This is a genomic window from Nocardia mangyaensis (assembly GCF_001886715.1).
In the GTDB taxonomy this organism is placed as follows: Bacteria; Actinomycetota; Actinomycetes; order Mycobacteriales; family Mycobacteriaceae; genus Nocardia; species Nocardia mangyaensis.
The window spans coordinates 834,468-856,909 of the sequence record NZ_CP018082.1; the positions used below are offsets into that span (position 1 = coordinate 834,468).

At 67.5% G+C, this 22,442-nt stretch carries 30 protein-coding genes; 18 read left to right on the forward strand and 12 right to left on the reverse strand.

The window, feature by feature from the left end:
* Positions 1–80 precede the first annotated feature (80 nt).
* Positions 81–731: a TetR/AcrR family transcriptional regulator gene (locus tag BOX37_RS03815; RefSeq protein ID WP_071926421.1), complete on the forward strand. Its 651-nt coding sequence runs from the start codon at positions 81–83 to the stop codon at positions 729–731.
* A gap of 3 nt (positions 732–734) precedes the next feature.
* On the opposite strand, the gene BOX37_RS03820 is transcribed toward BOX37_RS03815, so the two are convergent.
* The 5 genes from BOX37_RS03820 to BOX37_RS35715 all read right to left on the reverse strand — a co-directional run bounded on the left by BOX37_RS03820 (position 735) and on the right by BOX37_RS35715 (position 5,007).
* Complete coding sequence (locus BOX37_RS03820; RefSeq protein ID WP_071926422.1) at positions 735–1,472, reverse strand: CPBP family intramembrane glutamic endopeptidase; 738 nt, start codon at positions 1,470–1,472, stop codon at positions 735–737.
* Between the two features lie 84 nt (positions 1,473–1,556).
* Positions 1,557–2,552, reverse strand: coding sequence for an RluA family pseudouridine synthase (locus BOX37_RS03825; protein ID WP_240505195.1), 996 nt, complete (start codon positions 2,550–2,552; stop codon positions 1,557–1,559).
* An 82-nt stretch (positions 2,553–2,634) separates the two neighbouring features.
* Entirely contained in the window at positions 2,635–3,264 is a 630-nt protein-coding gene (locus BOX37_RS03830; protein WP_240505196.1) for a putative glycolipid-binding domain-containing protein, read from the reverse strand.
* Positions 3,265–3,363: 99 nt separating this feature from the next.
* Entirely contained in the window at positions 3,364–4,737 is a 1,374-nt protein-coding gene (locus BOX37_RS03835) for an alpha/beta hydrolase family protein (protein WP_071926423.1), read from the reverse strand.
* Between the two features lie 141 nt (positions 4,738–4,878).
* Positions 4,879–5,007 (reverse strand): hypothetical protein, encoded by a 129-nt coding sequence (locus BOX37_RS35715; protein ID WP_276207231.1) that lies wholly within the window; start codon positions 5,005–5,007, stop codon positions 4,879–4,881.
* A 126-nt stretch (positions 5,008–5,133) separates the two neighbouring features.
* Between BOX37_RS35715 and BOX37_RS03840 the strand changes: the two genes are divergently transcribed.
* Positions 5,134–7,086, forward strand: coding sequence for an AMP-binding protein (locus BOX37_RS03840; protein WP_071926424.1), 1,953 nt, complete (start codon positions 5,134–5,136; stop codon positions 7,084–7,086).
* 82 nt (positions 7,087–7,168) lie between these two features.
* On the opposite strand, the gene BOX37_RS03845 is transcribed toward BOX37_RS03840, so the two are convergent.
* Positions 7,169–8,146, reverse strand: a complete 978-nt coding sequence (locus tag BOX37_RS03845; protein WP_071926425.1) for an ABC transporter substrate-binding protein — start codon at positions 8,144–8,146, stop codon at positions 7,169–7,171.
* Between the two features lie 121 nt (positions 8,147–8,267).
* Between BOX37_RS03845 and BOX37_RS03850 the strand changes: the two genes are divergently transcribed.
* On the forward strand, positions 8,268–10,127 hold the full coding sequence (locus BOX37_RS03850; protein WP_071926426.1) for an ABC transporter ATP-binding protein/permease: 1,860 nt from the start codon (positions 8,268–8,270) through the stop codon (positions 10,125–10,127).
* Between the two features lie 82 nt (positions 10,128–10,209).
* On the opposite strand, the gene BOX37_RS03855 is transcribed toward BOX37_RS03850, so the two are convergent.
* Positions 10,210–10,557 (reverse strand): hypothetical protein, encoded by a 348-nt coding sequence (locus BOX37_RS03855; RefSeq protein WP_071926427.1) that lies wholly within the window; start codon positions 10,555–10,557, stop codon positions 10,210–10,212.
* Positions 10,558–10,688: 131 nt separating this feature from the next.
* On the opposite strand from BOX37_RS03855, the gene BOX37_RS03860 reads away from it, so the two are divergent.
* Positions 10,689–11,006: a hypothetical protein gene (locus BOX37_RS03860; RefSeq protein ID WP_071926428.1), complete on the forward strand. Its 318-nt coding sequence runs from the start codon at positions 10,689–10,691 to the stop codon at positions 11,004–11,006.
* Between the two features lie 33 nt (positions 11,007–11,039).
* Here BOX37_RS03860 and BOX37_RS03865 read toward each other — a convergent pair whose 3' ends face one another.
* A complete protein-coding gene (locus tag BOX37_RS03865) occupies positions 11,040–11,483 on the reverse strand; it encodes a hypothetical protein (RefSeq protein ID WP_071926429.1) in 444 nt (147 codons plus the stop codon).
* A gap of 304 nt (positions 11,484–11,787) precedes the next feature.
* On the opposite strand from BOX37_RS03865, the gene rplN reads away from it, so the two are divergent.
* From rplN to BOX37_RS03885, 4 genes are read left to right on the forward strand one after another with little or no spacing between them, the layout of a single operon-like run.
* A complete protein-coding gene (rplN, locus tag BOX37_RS03870; protein WP_043647623.1) occupies positions 11,788–12,156 on the forward strand; it encodes a 50S ribosomal protein L14 in 369 nt (122 codons plus the stop codon).
* A 2-nt stretch (positions 12,157–12,158) separates the two neighbouring features.
* Entirely contained in the window at positions 12,159–12,476 is a 318-nt protein-coding gene (rplX, locus tag BOX37_RS03875; protein ID WP_071926430.1) for a 50S ribosomal protein L24, read from the forward strand.
* 1 nt (position 12,477) lies between these two features.
* On the forward strand, positions 12,478–13,053 hold the full coding sequence (gene rplE, locus BOX37_RS03880) for a 50S ribosomal protein L5 (protein WP_071926431.1): 576 nt from the start codon (positions 12,478–12,480) through the stop codon (positions 13,051–13,053).
* A gap of 4 nt (positions 13,054–13,057) precedes the next feature.
* Positions 13,058–13,243, forward strand: coding sequence for a type Z 30S ribosomal protein S14 (locus BOX37_RS03885; protein WP_056818387.1), 186 nt, complete (start codon positions 13,058–13,060; stop codon positions 13,241–13,243).
* Between the two features lie 86 nt (positions 13,244–13,329).
* Here BOX37_RS03885 and BOX37_RS03890 read toward each other — a convergent pair whose 3' ends face one another.
* Together BOX37_RS03890 and BOX37_RS34820 are read right to left on the reverse strand one after the other, a co-directional pair.
* On the reverse strand, positions 13,330–13,776 hold the full coding sequence (locus tag BOX37_RS03890; RefSeq protein WP_240505197.1) for a PIN domain-containing protein: 447 nt from the start codon (positions 13,774–13,776) through the stop codon (positions 13,330–13,332).
* A complete protein-coding gene (locus BOX37_RS34820) occupies positions 13,773–14,006 on the reverse strand; it encodes a hypothetical protein (protein WP_071926432.1) in 234 nt (77 codons plus the stop codon). The genes BOX37_RS03890 and BOX37_RS34820 overlap by 4 nt, the downstream gene beginning before the upstream one ends.
* 79 nt (positions 14,007–14,085) lie before the next feature.
* Between BOX37_RS34820 and BOX37_RS03900 the strand changes: the two genes are divergently transcribed.
* Positions 14,086–14,355 (forward strand): hypothetical protein, encoded by a 270-nt coding sequence (locus tag BOX37_RS03900; protein ID WP_156910255.1) that lies wholly within the window; start codon positions 14,086–14,088, stop codon positions 14,353–14,355.
* Here the strand turns inward: BOX37_RS03900 and BOX37_RS03905 are convergent, their stop codons facing one another.
* On the reverse strand, positions 14,356–15,924 hold the full coding sequence (locus BOX37_RS03905) for an alpha/beta hydrolase (protein WP_240505198.1): 1,569 nt from the start codon (positions 15,922–15,924) through the stop codon (positions 14,356–14,358).
* Positions 15,925–16,416: 492 nt separating this feature from the next.
* On the opposite strand from BOX37_RS03905, the gene rpsH reads away from it, so the two are divergent.
* The 9 genes from rpsH to map all read left to right on the forward strand — a co-directional run bounded on the left by rpsH (position 16,417) and on the right by map (position 21,958).
* On the forward strand, positions 16,417–16,815 hold the full coding sequence (rpsH, locus tag BOX37_RS03910; protein ID WP_071926435.1) for a 30S ribosomal protein S8: 399 nt from the start codon (positions 16,417–16,419) through the stop codon (positions 16,813–16,815).
* Between the two features lie 13 nt (positions 16,816–16,828).
* Positions 16,829–17,368 (forward strand): 50S ribosomal protein L6, encoded by a 540-nt coding sequence (gene rplF / locus BOX37_RS03915; RefSeq protein WP_071926436.1) that lies wholly within the window; start codon positions 16,829–16,831, stop codon positions 17,366–17,368.
* 2 nt (positions 17,369–17,370) lie between these two features.
* On the forward strand, positions 17,371–17,778 hold the full coding sequence (gene rplR, locus BOX37_RS03920; RefSeq protein ID WP_071926437.1) for a 50S ribosomal protein L18: 408 nt from the start codon (positions 17,371–17,373) through the stop codon (positions 17,776–17,778).
* A 46-nt stretch (positions 17,779–17,824) separates the two neighbouring features.
* On the forward strand, positions 17,825–18,475 hold the full coding sequence (rpsE, locus tag BOX37_RS03925) for a 30S ribosomal protein S5 (RefSeq protein ID WP_071926438.1): 651 nt from the start codon (positions 17,825–17,827) through the stop codon (positions 18,473–18,475).
* Between the two features lies 1 nt (position 18,476).
* The gene (gene rpmD / locus BOX37_RS03930; RefSeq protein ID WP_071931163.1) at positions 18,477–18,656 is read left to right on the forward strand and encodes a 50S ribosomal protein L30; all 180 of its coding nucleotides are present in this window, start codon (positions 18,477–18,479) and stop codon (positions 18,654–18,656) included.
* A 1-nt stretch (position 18,657) separates the two neighbouring features.
* Positions 18,658–19,101, forward strand: a complete 444-nt coding sequence (gene rplO, locus BOX37_RS03935) for a 50S ribosomal protein L15 (protein ID WP_071926439.1) — start codon at positions 18,658–18,660, stop codon at positions 19,099–19,101.
* Between the two features lie 169 nt (positions 19,102–19,270).
* Positions 19,271–20,593: a preprotein translocase subunit SecY gene (gene secY / locus BOX37_RS03940; RefSeq protein ID WP_071926440.1), complete on the forward strand. Its 1,323-nt coding sequence runs from the start codon at positions 19,271–19,273 to the stop codon at positions 20,591–20,593.
* On the forward strand, positions 20,590–21,135 hold the full coding sequence (locus BOX37_RS03945; RefSeq protein ID WP_071926441.1) for an adenylate kinase: 546 nt from the start codon (positions 20,590–20,592) through the stop codon (positions 21,133–21,135). Before secY ends, BOX37_RS03945 begins: the two co-directional genes overlap by 4 nt.
* A gap of 25 nt (positions 21,136–21,160) precedes the next feature.
* A complete protein-coding gene (gene map / locus BOX37_RS03950) occupies positions 21,161–21,958 on the forward strand; it encodes a type I methionyl aminopeptidase (protein ID WP_071926442.1) in 798 nt (265 codons plus the stop codon).
* Positions 21,959–21,981: 23 nt separating this feature from the next.
* Here the strand turns inward: map and dtd are convergent, their stop codons facing one another.
* Positions 21,982–22,425: a D-aminoacyl-tRNA deacylase gene (gene dtd, locus BOX37_RS03955; RefSeq protein WP_071931164.1), complete on the reverse strand. Its 444-nt coding sequence runs from the start codon at positions 22,423–22,425 to the stop codon at positions 21,982–21,984.
* Positions 22,426–22,442: the final 17 nt, after the last annotated feature.

Here is a 22,442-nt window from a genome sequence, read left to right on the forward strand (position 1 = left end):
GGAAATGTCATTTCTGACATGTCATCATGTCAAAATTGTTGCTCAGTATTCCACGCAGTCGTACAGAAGGACAGGGTTCGATGGACGCGCACTCCGCCGAGCGTCCGGCGGGTCGGCGGTACTCGGGGCGCACTACGGCCGAACGGGTCGAGCAGCGCCGAACCGCGTTGCTGGACGCGGCACTCGAACTGTTCGGTACCCAGGGCTATGTCGCCGGATCGGTGAAACAGTTGTGCGGGCTCGCCGGGCTCACCGAACGCTATTTCTACGAATCGTTCCGCGACCGTGAGTCCTGCCTGGCCGCTCTCTACGACGACCTGACCGATCGAACCAGGGAGCGGACGTTGACCGCGCTGCGCGCGGCGGGTCCGCACCTGGACGCGGTGATCGGCGCCGGTCTGGCCGCGTTCATCGGCTACCTCTCCGAGGACCCGCGTCGCGCGCGAGTCGTCCTGGTCGAAGTGGTCGGGGTGTCGGCGGCGATGGAGCAGCGCAGGCACGCGGTACTGCGCGACTACGCGGAACTGGTGGCGGGTCTGTGGTCCTCGGCGCGAGCGCGGCCGCTGTCGGAGCGCGAACGGCTGACCTGTATCGCACTCGTCGGCGGCGTGAACCACCTGCTGGTCGACTGGCTGCTCGACAACCGCACCCACGACCCCGCGCAACTCGTCGAGGTGTGCACGGGCTTGTTCACCGCGGTTCGCGCGACCGACACGACACTGCCGGACTGAGAATCAGCCCAGCGCGGTGTGCCAGACGATGGCCGCCGCGAGCGCGCCCGCGCCGTTGAGCGACCAGTGCAGCGCGATCGGCGCCAACAGACTCCCACTGCGCCTGCGCAGCCAGGTGAACACCACCCCGGCCACCGCGGTCGCGGCGACGGCGAGGGCGATGCCGACGATCTGGCCGAGCAGCCCACCGCCGAAGATCTCGAGCAAACCCTTGTTGCCGCTGGTCAACCCCATCGACGAGGCGATGTGCCAGAGCCCGAACAGCAGCGAGCCCGCGGCGAACAGCCCACGCACGCCGACCACCCGGTCGAGCGTGCCGTGCAGGACGCCCCGGAAGGCCAGCTCCTCGGGGATGACGGTCTGCAGCGGGATGACGATCATCGACGCGATCAGCGCGCCGGAGATGGTGGCGTAGCGATCGGCCAGGAAGAACGGCCGGGTGATCGGCAGCAGCGCGCCGATGGCGACCGCGGTGAGCACGATGGCGACCGCGCCGAGCGCGTAGATCGTGCCGCGCCGCCAGTGCCGAGGCGAGAGGCCGAGTTCGGCCCAGCCGAGTCCGCGCTTGCGCATGAGCACCAGCAGGGCGACGGCCGCGACGGGCACGGTGAGGATGCTGGCCCAGGCGGTGGTGAAGTGCGCGATCAGATTCGTCCCGGCCAGCACGACGACGACCACCGCGATATCGAGGTAAGCGTGCAGCTTGGGCCGGGCGGCGGCGACGGGGACGGAGGCGAGCACCCGACCGAGTGTACGGAAGGATCACGAAAGGGAAACGGCCCGGTGAACAGCCCGTTCACCACCGTCGACGGCGGATGTGGGTCGTCACCGGCGTCTCGGCGGCGCATCAAGATCGACAGCGGCGCCCCGCGCTGTGAGCTGGTCGACAGCAGACCCGGACCAGCCGGGCAGATCTGTCCACGCCTGCAGGGCCCGCCGGGTCTCGAACCGTCGTGGCTGTCCGCTGATCGGGTCGGTGAACTCCAGCGCGGCGGCCAGCAATTGCAGGGGCCGGGTGTAGTCGTCCACGGATTTGTCGGTGACGACCGGATAGAAGTCGTCACCGAGGATCGGCACGCCGAGGCTGTTCATGTGCAACCGCAGTTGATGGGTGCGCCCGGTGTGCGGTCGCAGCCGGTAGCGGCCGAGCCCGCCGCGGTGCTCGAGCAGGCTCACCTCGGTCTCGGCATTGGGCTCGCCGTCGACCTCTCGGGCGGCCAGCACCTGCTTCTCCTTGATGATTCGGCTGCGCACGACGCGCGGGAGCTCGAGGGCTGGGTCGTAAGGCGCGATGGCCTCGTACTCCTTGCGCACGGTCCGGTGGTGGAACATCGTCTGATAGGCCCCGCGCCGGGCCGGGTTCACCACGAACAGCACCAGCCCGGCGGTCACCCGGTCCAGCCGATGCGCCGGAATCAGGTCGGGCAGGTCGAGTTCACGGCGCAGGCGCACCAACGCGGTCTGCAGGATGTGGCGGCCGCGCGGGATCGTCGCCAGGAAGTGGGGTTTGTCCACCACCAGCAGATCGTCGTCGCGGTGCACGATGCCGATCTCGAACGGCACCTCTCGCTCGACGGGCAGGTCGCGGTGGAACCACACCGCCCCACCGGGCACATAGGGCGCGTTCAGTCCGAGCGGTCCGTCCAGATCGACGATCTCACCGGCCCGCAGCATCTCCTCGATCCGCGCCGGGTCGACCCGCGGCAACCGCTCGACGAGATGGTCCCGCACGGTGGCCCACTGCCCGTCCTCGGGCAACCGGAGCCGGGCGGGATCGAGGCCGTGCCGTTTCGGCAGCGGCGGCTGCTGCCTACGTCGCATGGAAACAGTCTCGCAGTGTCTATTGGCGGCGCGGGCGCCGCGGGGTTCGCGGCCGTCCCCTCCTCGAGGTCGGGGAAGTCGGTCAGGCGGTGCGCTCGGCAAGCCCGGGATAGTCGACGACCAGACCGTACTCGTCGTATTCCAAGGTGGCGTGGAAGTCGAAGGTGGGCGCGGTGTAGTCGTAGCGCTGTCCGGCCCCGTCGACGACGCGGCGATAGTGCTGCGGTAGTCGGTTCGCGGTGAGGTCGCCGGCGCGGATGTAGACCGCGGGCGCGTCCGCGGCATCGCCGACCGTGAGGTCGAGGCGGCGGACCGGCAGCGCGTTCGTGAACGCCGAGGCCTCCAGATCGATGTCGAGGCACCCGTCGAGTTCGGGCACCGGGCTCCCGTCGATCTGCCAGCGGCCGAGCCCGTCGGACTGAACGTTCAGCGTCCGACGCCCCTCGCGATAGCGCCCGATGATCCGCGCCGACCGAGTGTGCCAGCTGCCGTCGAGCCGCAGCCGGTAGTCGATCGCCCACAGCACCCCGTCCTCGGCCGCGGTCGCGCAGCCCTCCACGACGACCCCGCGCTCGTCCCGATGGAAGTACGCCACTTCGAACCCCGTGCGACCCTCGCGATGCCGCCAGGCGGCCGATGGCGGCAGGGCGGTGAACGACACGGTGTGCTCCTCACAGACGGTGGCCGGCTCGTGGTGCGCGACCTTGCTCACACCGACGTCATTCCCGAAAAGACGCAGCCCAATCGCCGGCCGCCGGGGCGGAGTTCTGGATCTCGGATCTCGGGATCCGCTCGGCCACCCGAATGCGTCCTAGCCCGGGATCGGGCCGCCGCTGATGCCGTCGTGTGCCGCCGCCGCGGCGGGGATGTCGTTGTGCGAGCCGGTGAGGAACGGGACGAGGATGTCGTTGGTGGCGCGCTGGGTCGCGGCCGGACCACGGGAGCCGCCGAAGATGCCGGTGATCACGAAACGTGCCGGGGTGGACAGGAACTGGGGAACGTCGGTGAAGCTGTAGTGGTCGGCCTGGCTGACCTCGTAGCGGAAGCCGGGAGCGTCGAGGCGGTCCAGCAGTGCGCCGTTTCCGTCGAGATAGTGCTGGGAGTGCCCGGTTTCGGAGCGGTCGCTCTCCAGTAGCAGCACCGGGCGATCCAGCGTGCGTTCGGCCAGTGTGCCGTAGAGGGTGCCATCGATATTGGCGGCGGCGGTGAGTCTCGGGTCGGCGGACAGCGTCGAGAGCGCGGCCGCGCCGCCGAGGGAATGTCCGGTGGCGGTGAGGCTTCCGAGGTCGACGCGGTCGGCGAGTGGGCCGAGCACCTCGGGGCGGCCGAGCTGGTCGAGGACGAAACGCAGGTCGGCGGTCCGGGTGTCGAGATGCTCGGTCATGAAGCGGGTGCCGTCGGGATCGTCGTCGGCGATCTGGCCGACGGTCGTCGCGATCGTGCCGTCGGCGAGCTCGGTGACTCCCGACTCGTAGGGGTGGTCGACGGCGAGAACGATGAATCCGCGACTCGCCAGGTCGGTGACGAGCCCGGTGTAGAAGGCGCGGGGCGCGCCGTAGCCGGGGGAGAACAGGACCACCGGCCACTGAGCCCGGTCCCGCGCGAGAGGCACATCCGCGGACGCGTGCGAGTCGATGCCGCTGTACTCCGCCAGCAGGAATCCGGGCAGCTGGCCGACCCGCGCCGGCAGCCGGCCGTGCCCATCGAGATACACCCACCGCCGAGGGCTGCGCTGATCGGCCGGATACCACGCCTGCACAACGACATTGCGCCGGTCATCGCCCGCTGCCGTCGCCGGTTCGGCGCGTGACTGGTCGACCCAACGGAAAATCTCCGACCCCACCGCGTACCGGCCCGTCGGTTCCGGCAGCTCGGGGACCGGGGGAACAGCCCATGGAATGACCGACACCGCGGCGAGCACGCCGATGCCGCTGCGCGGGACCAGCCGCCGCCGAGCCGGTTCGGTGTCACCCTCGGTGAGGACGAACCCCAGCATCAGCGCGATCAACAGCTGGACCGGCACCAGATGCCAGCGGAAGCCTTCGACGAGCCACTGCATCAGCGCCCCGACGATGAGCAGCGCCAGCACCAGCGGGGCCACCCGCCGCGCCGCCCGAGGGTCGGCGATCAGCACCATCGCGAACACCACGGCAGCGCCCCACAGCACTGCGTCGATCACGGACACTCGACGCTCGTTTCGACGAATTCGGCTCGGGCGGTACCGCCGCGACTGTCGTCGTCCAGCGTGCCCGCGATCACGGCCCGGCGCGTCGTCACCAGGGCGTATTTCAGGGTCGGTCTGGGGGATGACCCTGACCCTGAGGCGCTACTTCCCGTCCGCGCGCGCCTTGATCGCGGTCTTGGGCAGCGCGTGCGTGGACTCGAGCGTCTTGACGATCGAGCGGGTCGTCGCGCCGTCGCAGGCCACCCAGCCAGGTCGCCTCGTGGTTGGCATGGCCGTGCACCGGCAGCGTCGGGTCGGTGTCATATTGCGATAAGGCTGGCCTGAGTAGGGCTGTTTTGCCGTGACGTGTGCCTGAGATAGGGTAGCCTTGCCAAAGGCAGTCGATGAGGGCAGGTCGTGGGTATCGTGTCGTTCGGAGTTCAGACCTCGAGTCGGAAAACCCCGCAGACCCTGATCGATTCCGGGCGCGAGGCGGCGGTCGCTGGGGCTCGCACGGTCGACAGGGGCCCGTACGAGGGAATCTGGTCGGACCCCGCCGAGGAGGCGGCCCAGCTCGAACGCTGGTGTAGCGCGCTGGCTGGTCTGCGTGCGGGCACCGGTCCCGCCACCGACCTGCCGCGACCGGATCGGCTCGGCGGAGACGGGCACATCGACCGCTTCTCGATCCCCGCGTCGCTGCGGAACCGCTTGCGTGATGTCGCCACAGCGGCCGGCGCGGCGGAGTTCATGCTGTACCAGGCGGCCGCGTTCACCCTGCTCCACAAGCTCGGTGGCGGCACCGAGCTTGTGCTCGCCGCGGTGGTGGCAGGCCGGGTCGACGCGAGCGCGGCGGCTGTGGTCAGCCCTTCCGCCGAGACAGTGCTGTCGCGCACCGACCTGTCCGGCTCGCCGTCCTTGCGTGCCGTACTCGATCAGGTCCGCGCGACCTCGCTGGCCCGCACCGGCGTATCGGTCGCCGCGGACCTGACCTCCGGCGTCGACCGATACGCCGGGGTACTGCACTTCGACGAAACCGACCGCCGGGCCGCGCCGCCTTTCGGGGGTGAACAGGCCGCCACCACAACGGCTTTCGAACTCGACGGCGCCCGCTACGACCTCGCCTTCGCCTTCGCCGGCACGCGCGACGATGGTCTCGCTGCTTCGATCACCCTCAACGCCGACCTCTACCACCGCGGGACCGCGCAGCTGTTCGCCCATCGAATGCTGTGCGTACTCCACGCTTTCGCCGACACTCCCGACCTGCCGCTGTCGGACCTGGACGTGATGCCGCCCGAGGAACGTCGACGTGTTCTCGACGAATGGTCTTGCGGGGTGGAGGTTTCCGAGGTCTCCCCACTTCCTGACCTGCTCCGCCGGGCTCGCACCTACCCACCCACTCGCACCGCGATTCGGGCCGGCGCCGACACTGTCGACTTCGGCACCCTGTGTGACCGACTGGCCTCGCACGCAACGCATCCCACCGATCGGGCCCGTGGCGGACCACTCGGCTCGCAGTCGGAAGTCTCGCGGACCCCCGTGGCGGTCGCGCGGCCGGAGGTGTCGCACGCTGTCGTGCACGCGAGCATCGTGATCGACGACTTGCTCACTCTCGTAGAGCGGTTCGTCGCCGCCGAGGGCGCCGGTGCGCCGCTCGAGATCATCGACGCCGCCGGTGCGTTGCTGTCGTTCGAGCCCGATGCGATAGTCGCCGCGGTCGCCGACCGGCGCGCGGTGGCCGCGTCCCGGCAGGTGGGCCGAGTGGACCCGGCCTGCCGCATGGCCGACAACCGTGTGATCGTCGCGGGAGCGGGCACCATCGCACTGCTGGTGGAAGCGCTGGCGGCGCTGGCCGACGGCGCGACCCTCGAACTCGTCCCCCGTGGCCTCGCCCCGGGGATGTCGGCCCGCACCACCCACGTGGTCGCCGACGTCGCCGACCTGCGCACCGAACCGGGCAACCCCGCGCGGCTGGTCGACCTGCCCGCCGTGGCCGCCGACGGCGCACCCCAGCGCTGGGATCTGCTGAGCCGCGACGGATTACGTATCGCGGTACCCGGCCACGTCACCGGCACCATCGGCTACGCGGTGCCCGGCTACGCGGGCGCGGTGGCACGTGGCCCGCTCGACGGCAGCGGCCGGGTCCGCCCGGTGCCCGGCGCCCGCGTCCTCGTCCTCGACCACGCGGGCAGGCCGACGGCCCCCGGCGTGGCCGGTGCGGTCTTCGTCGGTGGTATCGGGCTGGCGAAGACCTCGCCGAGCGATCCCGATCGCGGCGGGACCGACGGGCTGGTGCGCACCGGTGATCGTGCCCGCTGGACAACGGCCGGCTGGCTGGTGTTCGCCGATCCCGAGGCCCCGGCTTCGTGGTGATCGTCGGCGGACCGGCCGCGACGGCCCGGGGATACGCCCCGAGTCCGACCGGCCCGGGGCGTATCCCCGGGCCTGGGTCAGATCACTTCGCCGCGGCGACCAGGTAGGGCTCGAGTTCGTCGAGGATGTAGGGGACCGAGAGGGCGGTGGGCTGGTTGACCGCGCTGATCTCCTGGGTGGTCATGAACACGACCGCGTCCTTCTCGACGGCGGGCAGGTTGGCGTAGCCGGGGAGTTGGCGGTACTTCTCGTCCATGCCGGGGGAGTAGCCGGCGAGCAGGAGGTCGGCGGAGAGTTCGTCGACGCGTTCGGGGGACAGGGCGAGGCGGCCCTGGTTGGACGGTTGGTCGGTGAGGTTGGCGGGGATGGTCATGCCGAGCTGGGTGAAGACCTCGGCCGAACCGTCGTTCGGATCGGTGAGCACCATCAGCTGCGACGGGCTGGCCAGCCAGGTACTGGCGAAGGTCTTGCCCGCCAGGCCGGGGTTGGCCGCGGCGATGCCCGCGATCTTGTCGTCGACCTGCTTGATCACCGCGTCCGCGTCGGAGTCCTTGCGCAGCACCTTGCCCAGCGCGGTGACCTGGTCCTGCCACGGCGACACGGCCTCCGCGGTGAGCGCGGGCAGGGTCGGGGCGATCTTGGACAGGTCGTCGTAGGTCTTCTGGTCGGCCATGAACGGATCGACCAGGATCAGGTCCGGTTCGAGCGCGGCCACCTGCTCGGCGACATTGCCCGTGGTGCTGAGCGCCGTCGACTCGGTGATGTTCTCGGGGTGCCATGGTGGGGCGGACTTGGACATCGCCGCGACATTGTCGATGTGGCCGACCGGGGTCACGCCGAGCGCCAGTGTGGCGTCGAGCCACTGGTTGCCCAGCGCGACGATCTTGTCCGGGGTGCCGTGCACCGTGGTCTCGCCCTTGGCGTGGGTGATGGTGACCGGCTCGCCACTCGCCTCGGTGTCCTCGGACGAGCCGCAGGCGGTGAGGCCGACGGCGAGTGCTCCCGTCAGCACGGCGACCGCCGCGCGTCGCCACATCCGTGCGGTGTGAACAGGCGTCATGATGTTCCTCCAGAGGGTCGAGTCAGCTAAGGCTAACCTCTGTGAGGCGTGAAGTGGCGCCTGCCCGGCGAACTGGCCGCCGCCGGGTTAAACTTCGCCGAATTTCGGCACGCAGCAGGTGATGAGGAGCTCGGTGGAAACATCTAGGGACTGGGCGAATGAAGTCGTAGAAACCCTGAAGTGGCTCGTGATCGCCTTCTCGATCACCGTGGTCGTATTCACGGTCATCGTCGCGCTGCTGCTGCGGTTCACCCACTGGGGTCGTCAGTTCTGGCACATCAGTGGCGGATTCTTCAAGGGCCCGGACGCGTGGAAGACCATCGCGTTCTACGGCGTGCTGCTGCTGATGGCCCTGTTCACCGTTCGGATGAACGTGTTGTTCAGCTATCAGGGCAATGACCTCTACACCGCGTTGCAGGTCGGTGGATCGGCTCTCTCGCAAGGCGATACGGCCATGCTGGAGGAGGCCAAGTCCGCCTTCTGGAACGCGGTCGTGCTGTTCGCCATCCTGGCGACCATCCACGTGGTGCGCGCGCTGACGGCGTTCTTCCTCGGCGAGGCGTTCGACATCCGGTGGCGGCTGTGGCTGACCGAGCACGTCACCACCGATTACCTGCAGGGCCGGGCTTACTACCGGGGCCGCTTCATCGATGACACCATCGACAACCCGGATCAGCGTATCCAGATGGACATCACCAGTTTCGTGCAGTCGTCGCGGACGTTGTCGATCGGTGCGGTGAGCGCGGTCGTCTCGGTGGTGTCGTTCACCCAGATCCTGTGGGACCTGTCCGGTCCGCTGACGCTGGTCGGGGTGGAGATCCCCCGGGCGATGATGTTCATCCTGCTGATGTTCGTGCTTGTCACCACCATCATCGCGTTCTGGATCGGCCGTCCGCTGATCCGCCTGAACTTCCTCTACGAACGCGTGACGGCCAACTTCCGCTACGCGCTGGTTCGCCTGCGCGACAACGCCGAGAACGTCGCCTTCTACAACGGCGAGGGCGTGGAGCGTCGTGGTCTGCTGGTTCGATTCGCCGCGGTGATCAGCACCTACTGGCAGTTGGTCTTCCGGAATGTGAAGTTCCTCGGCTGGAACCTGTCGGTCAACCAGACCGCGGAGATCTTCCCGCTGCTCATCCAGGCGCCGCGCTTCTTCGACGGATCGGTCTCCCTCGGTGGCATGACGCAGACCGCGTCGGCGTTCCGCGCGATCCACGACTCGCTGTCGTTCTTCCGTGAGGCCTACGACGACTTCGCCGCCTACCGTGCCTCGCTGATCCGACTCGATGGCCTGCTGGTCGCCAGCGAGCACTCGCGCGAGCTGCCCAAGATCGCCACGGTCGACCTCGCCGACACGGTCTCGCTCGACAAGGTCGGTGTGCGCACCCCGGACGGCACGGCGCTGATCGACGACCTGAACCTGCGCCTGAATCCGGGCGACGCGCTGGTCGTCAAGGGCCGTTCCGGCAGCGGCAAGACCACGCTGCTGCGCGCGCTGGCCGAGATGTGGCCCTTCATCGACGGCGAGTTCGGCAGGCCGGGCAACACCGAGAGCCTGTTCCTGTCGCAGATCCCGTACCTGCCGCTGGGCGACCTGCGCACCGCGGTCGCCTACCCGGCTCGGCCCGATGACCTCGGTGACGAGGCCCTGCGCGAGGCGCTCACCAAGGTCCAGCTCGGTCACCTGGTCGATCGCCTGGACGAAGAGGCCGACTGGGCCAAGATCCTGTCCCCGGGTGAGCAGCAGCGCGTGGCGTTCGCGCGCATCCTGTTGATCAAGCCCAAGGCGGCTTTCCTCGACGAGGCGACCTCCGCGGTGGACGAGGGACTCGAGTACGCGCTCTACAGCCTGATCCGCACCGAAGCGCCCGACACGATCCTGGTCAGCGTCGCCCACCGCAGCACCGTCGACCAGCACCACACCAAGCGCCTGGAACTGCACGGCGACGGGGTGTGGGACCTGGCCGAGATGTCGGCCTGACCCCTGCCGACGCCGATATCCCGAGTGGCCGTACGAAATCGTGCCGCCGCCCGGGACCTCGTGGTGTGCCGAACGTGGCGTACTACGCCTGCTCTACCAACGCCGTGTACTCGGCTTCGAGGGGTCCGCTCGCGGTGAACGCGACCTTCGCGGGTTCGCGCGTGCCGTCCCGTCGAGGTGACTCGACGGGTACCAGCGACGTCGCGAAGTCGCGGAGTTCGGTGAACGACAACGCCGCGAGACCTCGGCGCTGCCAATGCACGTGGAGCGGCGTCGTGCTGCCGGTGAGCAATGCCGCCAGCAGGTCTTCCACGCCGAACCAGTTGCGCCCGTGTTCAGCGGCGATGTCGGCCGCGCGCTGCAATGCGACGGCGACAGAGGGAGCCGCGCCGGTGATCGTCGTGCTCGTGTCGGTGTGCTGGTCGGGCATCCCTGACCTCCTGTCACTTCGGTGGGCGTTGCTGGTCACGATGCCGGGGCGGCTGCTCGACGGCAACAGGCACAATGGTGAGCAGATCGGTTGACGCGGGCTCAACCAGCCGATCATCACCGGGGGGATTGATGTCACGACTGCGGGTGGTCGCGGTGCTGTCGGAATACGGTGCGGCGGTTCGGGAGTCGATGCCGGACCGGCCAGGGCCGCGGTCGCTGGCGCAGTGGCGTCGTGAGTTCGGGGGATCGCTGCACGGGTCGGTCGCCGGTCCGGACGGACGGCGGCACGAGATCTCGTTGGCGGCGATCGAGGGATTGTCCGCCGATACGCACATCGAGGTGACCTTCGTGCGCTCGCGGCCGGACGGGTCGTTCGGCGAGTTCCCCGCTGACCGTGTGGTGTTGAAGGAGGTGGACGCCCTGCCCGGTGACCTCCCGTTCGAATAGGTACCCAACGCCGGCACCAGCGCTGATCCGGTGTCAGGTGGAGCTTCCCGAGCTGCCGGTCGCCAGGTCGCAGGCCAGGCCGCTGCCCGCGTTCACGAGGCCGATGACGGTGGGGACGCGCTTGGTGATCAGTGGCGCGCCGGTGGCGTGCAGCAGGAGGGAGAGCTGTACATCGGCCGCGGTGTCGACGTGGTAGTAGGCGGTGGCCTTGGCGGCGGTCGTACCGCCGACGGTGACTTCGAGGTCGACGGTGTCGCTGGCGAAGAAGGTGCCATTGGCGACGAAGTCCACCCGCGCGCCGACGTAGTCGTCGAGGCCGACGACATCGATCTTGGAGGTGCAGCCGACGGTGAGGGTGTCGGTGAGCATGGTGATGATCGGGCCCGCGGTGGCGTGCGGCGCGGCCAGGGCGAGTGCGGCGGCCAGAGCGCTCACGGCGGTCGCGATTCGGCGGGGGGTCGGCAGGGCGATGGTCATGTGGTGCTCCTCCTCAGCTCGTACCTCGACGAGCAGGGCGACCGTAGCAACGGCGCGAGCACGTCGGCGCAGGTTTGAAACATATACACTTCAAAACTGCGATACGTGACCCCGATTTGGGTCCACCTGGGGGTTCACCTACACTAGACCGGTTGCCTGCGGGAGCTCTGCGTCCGCAATCCGGCAGTGAACCCCCAGTGGTCGTGAAAAACCGCTGGCAGGCGCGCGTCCGGAGGGTGACTGACCATGTGCGTCGGGTCGGCAATCCGGCGTACGTATACATCCAGGTCCAGGAGGTGCTGAAGTGATTCAGCAGGAGTCGCGACTGCGCGTCGCCGACAACACCGGAGCGAAGGAAATCCTTTGCATCCGCGTGCTCGGTGGCTCGTCGCGTCGCTATGCCGGTATCGGTGACATCATCGTCGCCACCGTCAAGGACGCCATCCCCGGCGCGAACGTCAAGAAGGGCGACGTCGTCAAGGCTGTCGTCGTGCGCACCGTCAAGGAGCGCCGCCGTCCGGACGGTTCCTACATCAAGTTCGACGAGAACGCTGCCGTGCTGATCAAGCCGGACAACGATCCTCGCGGCACCCGCATCTTCGGCCCGGTCGGCCGTGAGCTGCGCGACAAGCGCTTCATGAAGATCGTTTCGCTGGCCCCGGAGGTGCTCTGACCATGAAGGTGCACAAGGGTGACACCGTCCTCGTCATCTCGGGCAAGGACAAGGGCGCCAAGGGCAAGGTCATTCAGGCCTACCCGGCGACCGGCAAGGTTCTCGTCGAAGGCGTGAACCGCATCAAGAAGCACGTCGCGAACTCCGCGAACCAGCGTGGCGCGTCCTCGGGTGGCATCGTGACCCAGGAAGCCCCCATCCAGGTTTCGAACGTGATGGTCGTCGATTCCGACGGTAACCCGACTCGTATCGGCTACCGCACCGACGAAGAGACCGGCAAGCGGGTTCGGATCTCCCGTAAGAACGGGAAGGACATCTGACATGACCACCGTAGAAAACACCGCGCAGGCCAACCAGCCCCGGCTGAAGGCGCGCTACCGCGCCGAGATCAAGGACGCGCTGAACAGTGAGTTCGACTACGCCAACGTGATGCAGATCCCGGGCGTGGTCAAGGTCGTCGTCAACATGGGTGTCGGCGACGCCGCCCGTGACGCGAAGCTGATCAACGGTGCCGTCAAGGACCTCGAGCTGATCACCGGCCAGAAGCCGGAGATCCGCAAGGCCACCAAGTCGATCGCGCAGTTCAAGCTCCGTGAGGGCATGCCGATCGGTGCCAAGGTCACCCTTCGTGGCGACCGCATGTGGGAGTTCCTCGACCGCCTGGTCTCGATCGCGCTGCCGCGTATCCGCGACTTCCGCGGCCTGTCGCCGAAGCAGTTCGACGGCAACGGCAACTACACGTTCGGCCTCAGCGAGCAGTCGATGTTCCACGAGATCGACGTGGATTCCATCGACCGCCCGCGCGGTATGGACATCACCGTGGTGACCACGGCGACCAACAACGAAGAAGGCCGCGCGCTGCTGAAGCACCTCGGCTTCCCGTTCAAGGAGAACTGAGCACATGGCTAAGAAAGCACTGCGCATCAAGGCCGAGGCCAAGCCGAAGTTCGCGGTCCGCGCCTACACCCGCTGCCAGCGTTGCGGTCGCCCGCACGCGGTCTACCGCAAGTTCGGCCTGTGCCGCATCTGCGTCCGCGAGATGGCCCACCGTGGTGAGCTGCCGGGCGTGCACAAGAGCTCCTGGTGAGCCCGCGCTCCGAGTGAGCGCAGCTTCCTAGGCGAATACCCCACGAAGACACGGACTTCCGACGGAAGTCCGTGTCTTCGTGCGTTTCAGAGGTCGGCCGGCAGGATGCGGAACGATCGATGCGCGGTCAGTGGCGTCAGCGCGCGGAAGTCGCGATGGTCCAACGTCAGGATGGCGTTGGTCTCATACTCGGCGGCGAGTGCTACGCAGACGGCGTCGGCCAGATCCAGGTTCAGACCGGGATGCAGGGTGCGCACCGCGTTGGCTTGATCGAGAATGTCGGGGGTGGTCGCGGCGATCTCGAAGTCGTCGGTGCGTGCTTGTGCGCTGAGATCCTCGATCATGGACCTGGCGTGGTCGTGTCCGAGTTCGCGCCTGCCGACGTGATCGAGTTCGGCGAACGCGAGCGGTGACAGGACGACCAGACCGGCCCGTTCCAACGCGGCGAAGGCCGCGTCACTTTCCGGCGCCGAGGTGTCGAAGGCTGCGATGAGGCCCGAGGTGTCCGCTATGACGATGCCGGTTCCGGTCACGCAGCGCCGTCTTCGGCGAGAATCTCCTCGGTTCGGGCGGCGAGGGTGGGGTCGCCGCTGGCGAAGCGACGTAGTCGCAGTGGCTCGGAACGTCGACGCAAGCGCATCGCCGCAAGGTGGATTGCCTCACGGATGATCTCTGCTTCGCTCGACTCCGAGCGTGTGGCGGCATCTTTGATGACCGCGAGATCGTCGGCTTCGGCGTAGACCATCGTTCGCTTGAGTGGCATATGTGTATTGTCGCATATATGCTCCTGTGTGAACAGGATTGGATGAAATGCTTGCATTTCACTCCGCGGTGGGTGGGGTGTGGTGTTCGCTGTGCGGATGAAGAAGATCGTCACCGCCGCAGTCATGTCCTGTGCGCTTCTCGGAGCGCCCGCGGTCGCCTCCGCCGCGCCCGTGCCTGTCGTGGCCGCACCCATCGCCGAATCCGGCTCGTCGCAGCTCGGCTCCTCGCAGGGTGGATCGGGGTCGTCGGAGACGGATCTGATCTGCTCGCCGATCGCACAGCTGCTGTTCTCCACCGGGAGTGTGGAGAAGCCTCCGCTCTACGACCTGCTCTGCCTGTTCGTGTGATCAGTCGAAGGGTGACCGGTCGATGCCGCAGCCGACGCCCTCGGCCGGCAGGTCGCCGGTGAACAGGTAGTCGCGCTTGACCCGCTCGGCGCAGGTGCTGGCCACGTACATCGTGCTGTGGCCGGCGCCCTCCACCACCACTACGCGGGCGTCGGCCAGCTGGGCAGCGCCCGCGTAGGCGCCGTGCAGGGGAGTGGCCGGGTCGAATCTGCTGTTCAGGACCAGGATCGGCGCGGCGGTCCGGCGATTCCACGGGCCGGTGTAGCGGTCGGCGTCGGTGGCGGGCCAGAAGGCGCAGGGGGTGGCGTTGAAGACGGCGGTGCGGCCGAACCAGGGGACGCGCAGGTCCTCGGTGGCGGCGACCCGGCTGTAGACGGCGGGATCGGTGGGGACGGTGCTGTCGGCGCACTGGATCGAGTAGAACGCCTCGACGCGATTGTCGTTGGGTTCCTCGGGGAAGACGGCGTCGGGAACCAGGGCGGGCGGCAGTCCGGTGCTTGCGTCGAACAGTTTCTGCAGCAAAACGGCCAGGTCGGGATAGAACTCGGGGCGTGCCAGGCTGCCCGCCGCGGTGACGATCTGCTGGTAGGTCAGCGATTCGCCGTCGACCACGATGGGCGCGATCCGGGCCCGCCCGGCGAGTGCGATCCACTTGAGCTTCGGATCACCCGCCGCGAAGGCGCAACGCGGACCGGCGGCAACGCAGTCGCGCAGGAAGGTCTCGAAGGTCTCGGCCATGGCGTCGGCCACGCCCTGCCTGGTGTCCAGGGGCAGGTCCCCGTCGACATTGCCGGCGAAATCCATCGAGCCGTCGAAGGCCATCGCCCGCACCCGGCCGGGGAACATGTTGGCGTAGACGGCGCCGAGCTGGGTGCCGTAGGAGATGCCGTGATAGGTCAGCGCGTCATCGCCCACCGCGCGCCGCAGCAGCTCGAGGTCGCGGGCGGTGTTGGCGGTGGAGGCATGGGCCAGGATCGGTCCCGCGTGCTCGCCGCAGCGCGCGGCGATGTCAGCGGATCGGGCGAAGAACTCCGGTTCGTCGCCCGCGTCGGTCGGTGTACCCGGGAAGGTCGCGAAGTATTCCGACTGCTCGTCAGGGGAAGGGAAACAGCTGGTGGCGGCGCTGCGCGAGACCGATCGCGGGTCCCAGGAGACCAGATCGAACCGGGCGCGCAACTCCTCGGAGAACAGCCACGGCCAGCGCGCTCGCTCTCGGAGCCGATCGACGCCGGACGGGCCGGGCCCGCCGAAATTGACGAACAGGGTGCCGATCCGGCGATCCGGGTCGGTGGCGGGCAGCTTGATCACCGCCAGCTCGATCTGCGCATCCTCTGTGCGGTGGTAATCGAGCGGCACCTGCGCCCAGGTGCAGAAGAAACCGTCCGAACAGTTCTCCCAGCTCAGAGCCGGGGTGTGCGCGGCCTCGGCGAGCTGATCGAGGTAGGGATCGGGGGGAGTGGCGGTCGCGGGACCAGGCGAGCCGATGACCAGTGCGCCGACGCCGAGCAGGACCGCGAACACGCTGGTCGAGCTGCGGCGAGTTTCACGGCGCGAAGAGCGCGAATACAACTGCCGAGCCTCCCGTACGGATCCGACGAACCCCGCGAAGCTACCACATCGATAGCCAGGCTCACGATCGCAAAAGCTAAGGTGCCGAATAGGATTCATGGGGACACGGGTCCAGGTGCCGGGTCTCGGCGATGCGCCGGATTCGAGTTCTGGCCAGGCGGTGCCGCACCGGATGTCGACGCGGTAGCCTGCGTGCAGTCCGGCGCTGTCCGGCGCGCCGCGCTCGCGCACTGGGCAATCGACCCCCGATTTGGGCGTGACCACGGGGTTGTCTACACTTGAGCGGTTGCCCGGGCACATCTGTGTCCGCCGACGCCTCGCAGCGATGCGCGGGCGGGCGGACGGCCCGGGCGCCGAGAGCTCGTAACGAGAACTCATCCGGTCGGTAAGTGCCGACCGGACCAGCCGAATTGTTGTAGGCCCACGGCCGGTGCGTGCGAACGCGCCGGTGCTGCATGGGAACCGCAGCGAGAAAGGTGTCGAGGTCTAACCATGACCATGACTGATCCGATCGCGGACTTCTTGACACGTCTGCGCAACGCCAACTCGGCGTACCACGATCAGGTGAAGGCTCCGCACTCGAAGATCAAGGTGAACATCGCCGAGATCCTCAAGCGCGAGGGTTACATCGCCGATTACCGCACCGAGGACGCGACCGTGGGCAAGTCCCTCGTCGTCGATCTGAAGTACGGCCCCAGCCGTGAGCGCAGCCTGCAGGGCTTGCGTCGCGTCTCGAAGCCGGGTCTGCGTGTGTACGCGAAGTCCACCAACCTGCCCAAGGTCCTCGGCGGCCTCGGCGTGGCGATCATTTCCACGTCGACCGGTCTGCTCACCGACCGTCAGGCGGCCAAGCAGGGCGTGGGCGGCGAAGTCCTCGCCTACGTCTGGTAAGGGAGGACTACTAATGTCGCGTATTGGTAAGAAGCCCATCGAGATTCCGGCCGGCGTCGATATCACGCTCGACGGCCAGGTCGTCACCGTGAAGGGGCCCAAGGGCACCCTGTCGCACACTGTGGCCGAGCCGATCACCGTCACCAAGGGTGAGGGTAACGAGCTGGAGGTGGCCCGTCCCAACGACGAGCGCGCCAACCGCTCGCTGCACGGCCTGTCCCGCACCCTGATCGCCAACATGATCGAGGGTGTCACCAAGGGCTACGAGAAGAAGATGGAAATCTTCGGCGTCGGCTACCGCGTTGCCGCCAAGGGCTCGAACCTCGAGTTCGCCCTCGGCTACAGCCACCCGGTCCCGATCGAGGCCCCGGAAGGCATCACCTTCGCGGTGGAGTCGCCCACCAAGTTCTCCGTGTCCGGTATCGACAAGCAGAAGGTCGGCCAGATCTCCGCGGTGATCCACGGACTGCGCAAGCCCGACCCGTACAAGGGCAAGGGCATCCGCTACGCCGGCGAGGTCGTTCGCCGCAAGGTCGGAAAGACGGGTAAGTGATCATGGCGCAAACCGAAAACCAGAAGGCCAAGCGGATTCCGCTGGGCAAGGACGCATCGACGAAGCGTCGTCTGTCGAAGACTCGCCGTCACTTCCGTCTGCGCAAGAAGGTCGAAGGCACCACCGAGCGTCCGCGCCTGGTGGTCAACCGCTCCTCGCGGCACCTGCACGCTCAGCTCGTCGACGATTCGGTCGGCAAGACCATCGCCGCCGCGTCCTCGATCGAGGCCGACGTGCGTGCGCTGGAGGGCGACAAGTCCGCCAAGGGCGCCAAGGTCGGTCAGCTGATCGCCGAGCGCGCCAAGGCCGCCGGTATCGAGGCGGTCGTGTTCGACCGTGGTGGTCACGACTACCACGGCCGTATCGCGGCGCTGGCCGATGCCGCTCGTGAAGGCGGGTTGAAGTTCTGATGACGACTCAGCCTGTTATTTCCATTGTCGAAGAAGGGAACGTCTGATGCCGGGACGTCAGCGGCGTGACGGCGGCAACGGACCCGCCGGACAGAACACCAACAGCAGCGGTGGCCCCGAGGGCAACCGTCGCGGCGGCGGCGATCGTCGCGGTGGCGGCGATCGCCGGGACAACGCTGCCGAGAAGAACCAGCTCGAGCGCGTAGTCGCGATCAACCGCGTCTCCAAGGTCGTGAAGGGTGGTCGTCGCTTCAGCTTCACCGCCCTCGTGATCGTCGGTGACGGCAACGGTCTGGTCGGCGTCGGCTACGGCAAGGCCAAGGAAGTTCCCGCGGCCATCCAGAAGGGTGTCGAGGAGGCTCGCAAGAGCTTCTTCCGCGTCCCGATGATCGGCTCGACCATCACCCACCCGGTTCAGGGTGAGGCGGCGGCCGGTGTCGTCATGCTGCGTCCGGCTTCGCCCGGTACCGGTGTGATCGCCGGTGGCGCGGCGCGTGCCGTGCTCGAATGCGCTGGCATTCACGACATTCTGGCCAAGTCGCTCGGTAGCGACAATGCGATCAACGTCGTTCACGCGACGGTTGCCGCGCTCAAGCTGCTCCAGCGTCCCGAAGAGGTTGCCGCGCGTCGTGGTCTGCCGATCGAGGATGTCGCTCCGGCGGGCATGCTGCGTGCGCGTGCGGGACAGGGAGCCTGACATGGCAGATCTCAAGGTGACCCAGATCAAGAGCACGATCGGCGCCAAGGCGAACCAGCGCGACAGCCTGCGGACCCTCGGCCTGCGGAAGATCCGCCAGTCGGTGGTTCGTGAGGACAACGCTCAGAACCGCGGTCTGATCAACGTCGTGCGCCACCTCGTAACAGTTGAGGAGGTCTGACATGACCATCAAATTGCACCACCTGCGTCCTGCGCCGGGTTCCAAGACCGAGAAGACCCGTGTGGGTCGCGGTGAGGGTTCCAAGGGCAAGACCGCCGGTCGTGGTACCAAGGGCACCAAGGCCCGCAAGAACGTCCCCGCGGCGTTCGAGGGTGGCCAGATGCCGCTGCACATGCGACTGCCGAAGCTGAAGGGCTTCACCAATCGCTTCCGGGTCGAGTACCAGGTCGTGAATGTGGGTCGTATCGCCGAGCTGTTCCCCGAGGGCGGCACGGTCGGTAAGGCCGAGCTGGTCGCGGCCGGCGCCGTTCGCAAGAACGAGCTGGTCAAGGTGCTCGGCGACGGTGAGATCGGTGTCGCGGTCCAGGTGACCGCCGACAAGGTGACCGGCTCCGCCAAGGAGAAGATCGCCGCCGCCGGTGGCACCGTCACCGAACTGGCCTGACGGTACGCTAGACGACAGTGGACACCGGACGAGTCGAGAGCTCGTCCGGTGTCACTGTTAGAGTCTCAACCAGTGTTGTCTGCCAAGCCCGTCATCGGCTGACGTTCCCGCACTACCCGCTATGGGGTTAAGCCGCATGGCATGACCATGTCGTTCGCCAGGAGGATTTGTGCTTTCCGCCTTCGTATCGGCCTTCCGGACTCCGGACTTACGGCGGAAGATTCTCTTCACGCTGGGGTTGATCGCGCTGTACCGGTTGGGTGCCGCGCTGCCGTCCCCCGGCGTCGATTACCGCGCGGTCCAAGACTGCGTGCAGCTGGTCTCCGGTGGTGAGAACGCCGGTATCTACCAGCTCATCAATCTCTTCTCCGGTGGTGCGCTGCTGCAGCTGTCGGTGTTCGCGATCGGCATCATGCCGTACATCACCGCGAGCATCATCATCCAGCTGCTGACCGTCGTCATCCCGCGCTTCGAGGAGCTGCGCAAGGAAGGCCAAGCAGGCCAGACCAAGATGACGCAGTACACCCGGTACCTGTCGATCGCGCTCGCGGTCCTGCAGGCCACCGGACTCGTCGCGCTGGCCGCGCGTGGTCAGCTGCTGCAGGGCTGCCAACAGGACATTCTCGCCGACACCAGCATCTTCGGCATGGTCATCATCGTCCTGGTGATGACCGCCGGTGCCGCGCTGGTCATGTGGTTCGGCGAGCAGATCACCGAGCGCGGTGTCGGCAACGGCATGTCGCTGCTCATCTTCGCCGGTATCGCCGCCCGCATCCCGCTCGACGGCAAGCAGATCCTCGACACCCGCGGCGGCATGGTCTTCAGCCTCGTGTGTGTCGGTGTGCTGGCCATCATCATCGCGGTGATCTTCGTCGAGCAGGGTCAGCGCCGGATTCCGGTGCAATACGCCAAGCGGGTGGTGGGCCGCAAGATGTACGGCGGCTCGTCGACCTACCTGCCGCTGAAGGTCAACCAGGCCGGCGTCATCCCGGTGATCTTCGCGTCCTCGCTGCTCTATCTGCCCAACCTGATCGCGCAGTTGACCGGGTCCAGCACGGCGACGGAGCCGAGTTGGTGGCAGGAGATCATCCAGAAGTACCTGGTGAACCCCTCCAACCCGGTCTATATCGCCATCTACTTCGGTCTGATCGTTTTCTTCACCTACTTCTACGTCGCGATCACCTTCAACCCGGAGGAACGCGCGGATGAGATGAAGAAGTTCGGCGGCTTCATTCCGGGCTACCGTCCCGGCAAGCCGACCGCCGACTATCTCAACTACGTACTGAGCCGCATCACCCTGCCCGGCTCGCTCTACCTCGGCGCGGTCGCCGTGCTCCCGAACGTGTTCCTCGACATGGGTAATTCGGGTGCGGTGGCGAACATGCCATTCGGCGGTACCGCGGTGCTCATCATGGTCAGCGTCGGTCTCGACACGGTCAAGCAGATCGAGAGCCAGCTGATGAATCGAAATTACGAAGGGTTCCTCAAGTGAGAGTTGTTCTGCTCGGTCCGCCGGGTGCCGGCAAAGGTACTCAGGCCGTCCTGCTGTCGGAGAAGCTGGGCGTTCCGCACATCTCCACCGGAGACCTCTTCCGCGCGAACATCAGCCAGCAGACCGCGCTGGGCCGCGAGGCGCAGAAGTACATGGACGCCGGCGACCTCGTGCCGAGCGATGTCACCAACCGCATGGTCGAGGCCCGCGTGGCCGAGCCCGACGCGGCCAACGGCTTCGTGCTCGACGGCTACCCGCGCACGGTCGATCAGGCCGACGCGCTGAAGAAGATCCTCGAGCACAACGGCACCGCGCTCGACGCCGTGCTGTGCTTCGTGGTCGCCGAGGACACGGTGGTCGAGCGCATGCTCGCCCGTGGGCGCGCCGACGACACCGAGGACGTCATCCGCAACCGGCTGCGGGTCTACCGTGAGGAGACCGAGCCGCTGCTCGAGTACTACGACGGACTCGTCGTGACCGTCGACGGCATCGGCGAGGTCGACGAAGTCAACGCGCGGGCGCTCAGCGCCCTCGGTCAGTAACCACCGATCGGAGTACTGAGGCCGGATGGTCTTCCACCGTAAGAAGAAGGTCGTGCCGTTCCGGACGGCGGGCGAACTGGACGCCATGGCGGCGGCCGGGGCGATCGTCGGCCGGACGCTCGTGGCCGTGCGCGCCGCGGCCAAGCCCGGCGTGTCCACGCTGGAGCTCGACGAGGTGGCCGAGCAGACGATCCGGGATGCGGGCGCCGTCCCGTCGTTCAAGGGTTATCACGGCTTCCCCGGCTCGATCTGTTCTTCGGTGAACGACCGGGTGGTCCACGGGATCCCCTCGGCGAAAGAGATCCTCACCGAGGGAGATCTGGTCTCGATCGACTGTGGCGCCATCCTCGACGGCTGGCACGGTGATTCGGCGTGGACGTTCGGCGTCGGCAACATCATCGAGGCCGATGCGCTGCTGAGCGAGGCGACCAAGTTGTCGATGGAGGCCGGTATCGCGGCGATGCTGCCCGACAACCGCCTCACCGATGTCTCGCACGCCATCGAACTGGGCACCCGTGCCGCCGAGGCCGCACACGGTCGTGCCTACGGCATCGTCGATGGTTACGGCGGGCACGCCATCGGCCGCGAGATGCACATGGACCCGTTCCTGCCGAACGAAGGCGCTCCCGGTAAGGGCCCGCGCCTGGTGGTCGGTTCGGTGCTGGCGATCGAGCCGATGCTCACCCTCGGCACCACCGAGACCACGACTCTCGACGACGACTGGACCGTCGTCACCACCGACGGCACTCGTGCCGCGCACTGGGAGCACAGCGTCGCCGTCACCGAAGACGGTCCGCGCATCCTCACCTTGCGCCCGGAGTAGTCCGCACTCTTTCCTCGGCCCGGTCAGCCTTCCAACAGGATGGTGACCGGGCCGTCGTTCGTCAGGGTGATCTGCATGTGGGCGCCGAATCGGCCGGTGGCCACCGTCGCGCCGAGTTCGCGGAGCGCGGCGGCGTAGGCGTCGACCAGAGGTTCGGCGACAGTGCCGGGCGCGGCGGCGTTCCAGGATGGGCGGCGGCCCTTCGCCGTATTGGCGTAGAGGGTGAACTGGCTGACGACCAGGATGGGGGCGTTCAGATCCGCGGCGCAGCGTTCGCCGTCGAGGATGCGCAGTCGCCAGGTCTTGTCGGCCAATGCTTTCGCGGTCGTCTCGGTGTCGGTGTGGGTCGCGCCGACGAGGGCGAGCAGACCGTGCGGACTACCCACCTGCGCCGGGTCGATCCGGCCGACCACCTCGTCGTCCACACTCACCTGGGCGCTGGTCACCCGCTGCAGCAGTACTCGCACAGTCACGATCATGCCGG

Coding starts and splice junctions, on each gene's coding strand:
- rplR (WP_071926437.1), top strand. CDS start 17,371: ATGGCGCAAACCGAAAACCAGAAGGCCAAGCGGATTCCGCTGGGCAAG.
- BOX37_RS34820 (WP_071926432.1), bottom strand. CDS start 14,006: ATGCCACTCAAGCGAACGATGGTCTACGCCGAAGCCGACGATCTCGCG.
- rpmD (WP_071931163.1), top strand. CDS start 18,477: ATGGCAGATCTCAAGGTGACCCAGATCAAGAGCACGATCGGCGCCAAG.
- BOX37_RS03845 (WP_071926425.1), bottom strand. CDS start 8,146: ATGACGCCTGTTCACACCGCACGGATGTGGCGACGCGCGGCGGTCGCC.
- rplF (WP_071926436.1), top strand. CDS start 16,829: ATGTCGCGTATTGGTAAGAAGCCCATCGAGATTCCGGCCGGCGTCGAT.
- BOX37_RS03850 (WP_071926426.1), top strand. CDS start 8,268: ATGAGGAGCTCGGTGGAAACATCTAGGGACTGGGCGAATGAAGTCGTA.
- BOX37_RS03885 (WP_056818387.1), top strand. CDS start 13,058: ATGGCTAAGAAAGCACTGCGCATCAAGGCCGAGGCCAAGCCGAAGTTC.
- BOX37_RS03865 (WP_071926429.1), bottom strand. CDS start 11,483: ATGACCATCGCCCTGCCGACCCCCCGCCGAATCGCGACCGCCGTGAGC.
- BOX37_RS03815 (WP_071926421.1), top strand. CDS start 81: ATGGACGCGCACTCCGCCGAGCGTCCGGCGGGTCGGCGGTACTCGGGG.
- BOX37_RS03855 (WP_071926427.1), bottom strand. CDS start 10,557: ATGCCCGACCAGCACACCGACACGAGCACGACGATCACCGGCGCGGCT.
- rplX (WP_071926430.1), top strand. CDS start 12,159: ATGAAGGTGCACAAGGGTGACACCGTCCTCGTCATCTCGGGCAAGGAC.
- rpsE (WP_071926438.1), top strand. CDS start 17,825: ATGCCGGGACGTCAGCGGCGTGACGGCGGCAACGGACCCGCCGGACAG.
- rpsH (WP_071926435.1), top strand. CDS start 16,417: ATGACCATGACTGATCCGATCGCGGACTTCTTGACACGTCTGCGCAAC.
- BOX37_RS03825 (WP_240505195.1), bottom strand. CDS start 2,552: ATGCGACGTAGGCAGCAGCCGCCGCTGCCGAAACGGCACGGCCTCGAT.
- map (WP_071926442.1), top strand. CDS start 21,161: ATGGTCTTCCACCGTAAGAAGAAGGTCGTGCCGTTCCGGACGGCGGGC.
- rplE (WP_071926431.1), top strand. CDS start 12,478: ATGACCACCGTAGAAAACACCGCGCAGGCCAACCAGCCCCGGCTGAAG.
- BOX37_RS35715 (WP_276207231.1), bottom strand. CDS start 5,007: ATGCCAACCACGAGGCGACCTGGCTGGGTGGCCTGCGACGGCGCGACG.
- rplO (WP_071926439.1), top strand. CDS start 18,658: ATGACCATCAAATTGCACCACCTGCGTCCTGCGCCGGGTTCCAAGACC.
- BOX37_RS03860 (WP_071926428.1), top strand. CDS start 10,689: ATGTCACGACTGCGGGTGGTCGCGGTGCTGTCGGAATACGGTGCGGCG.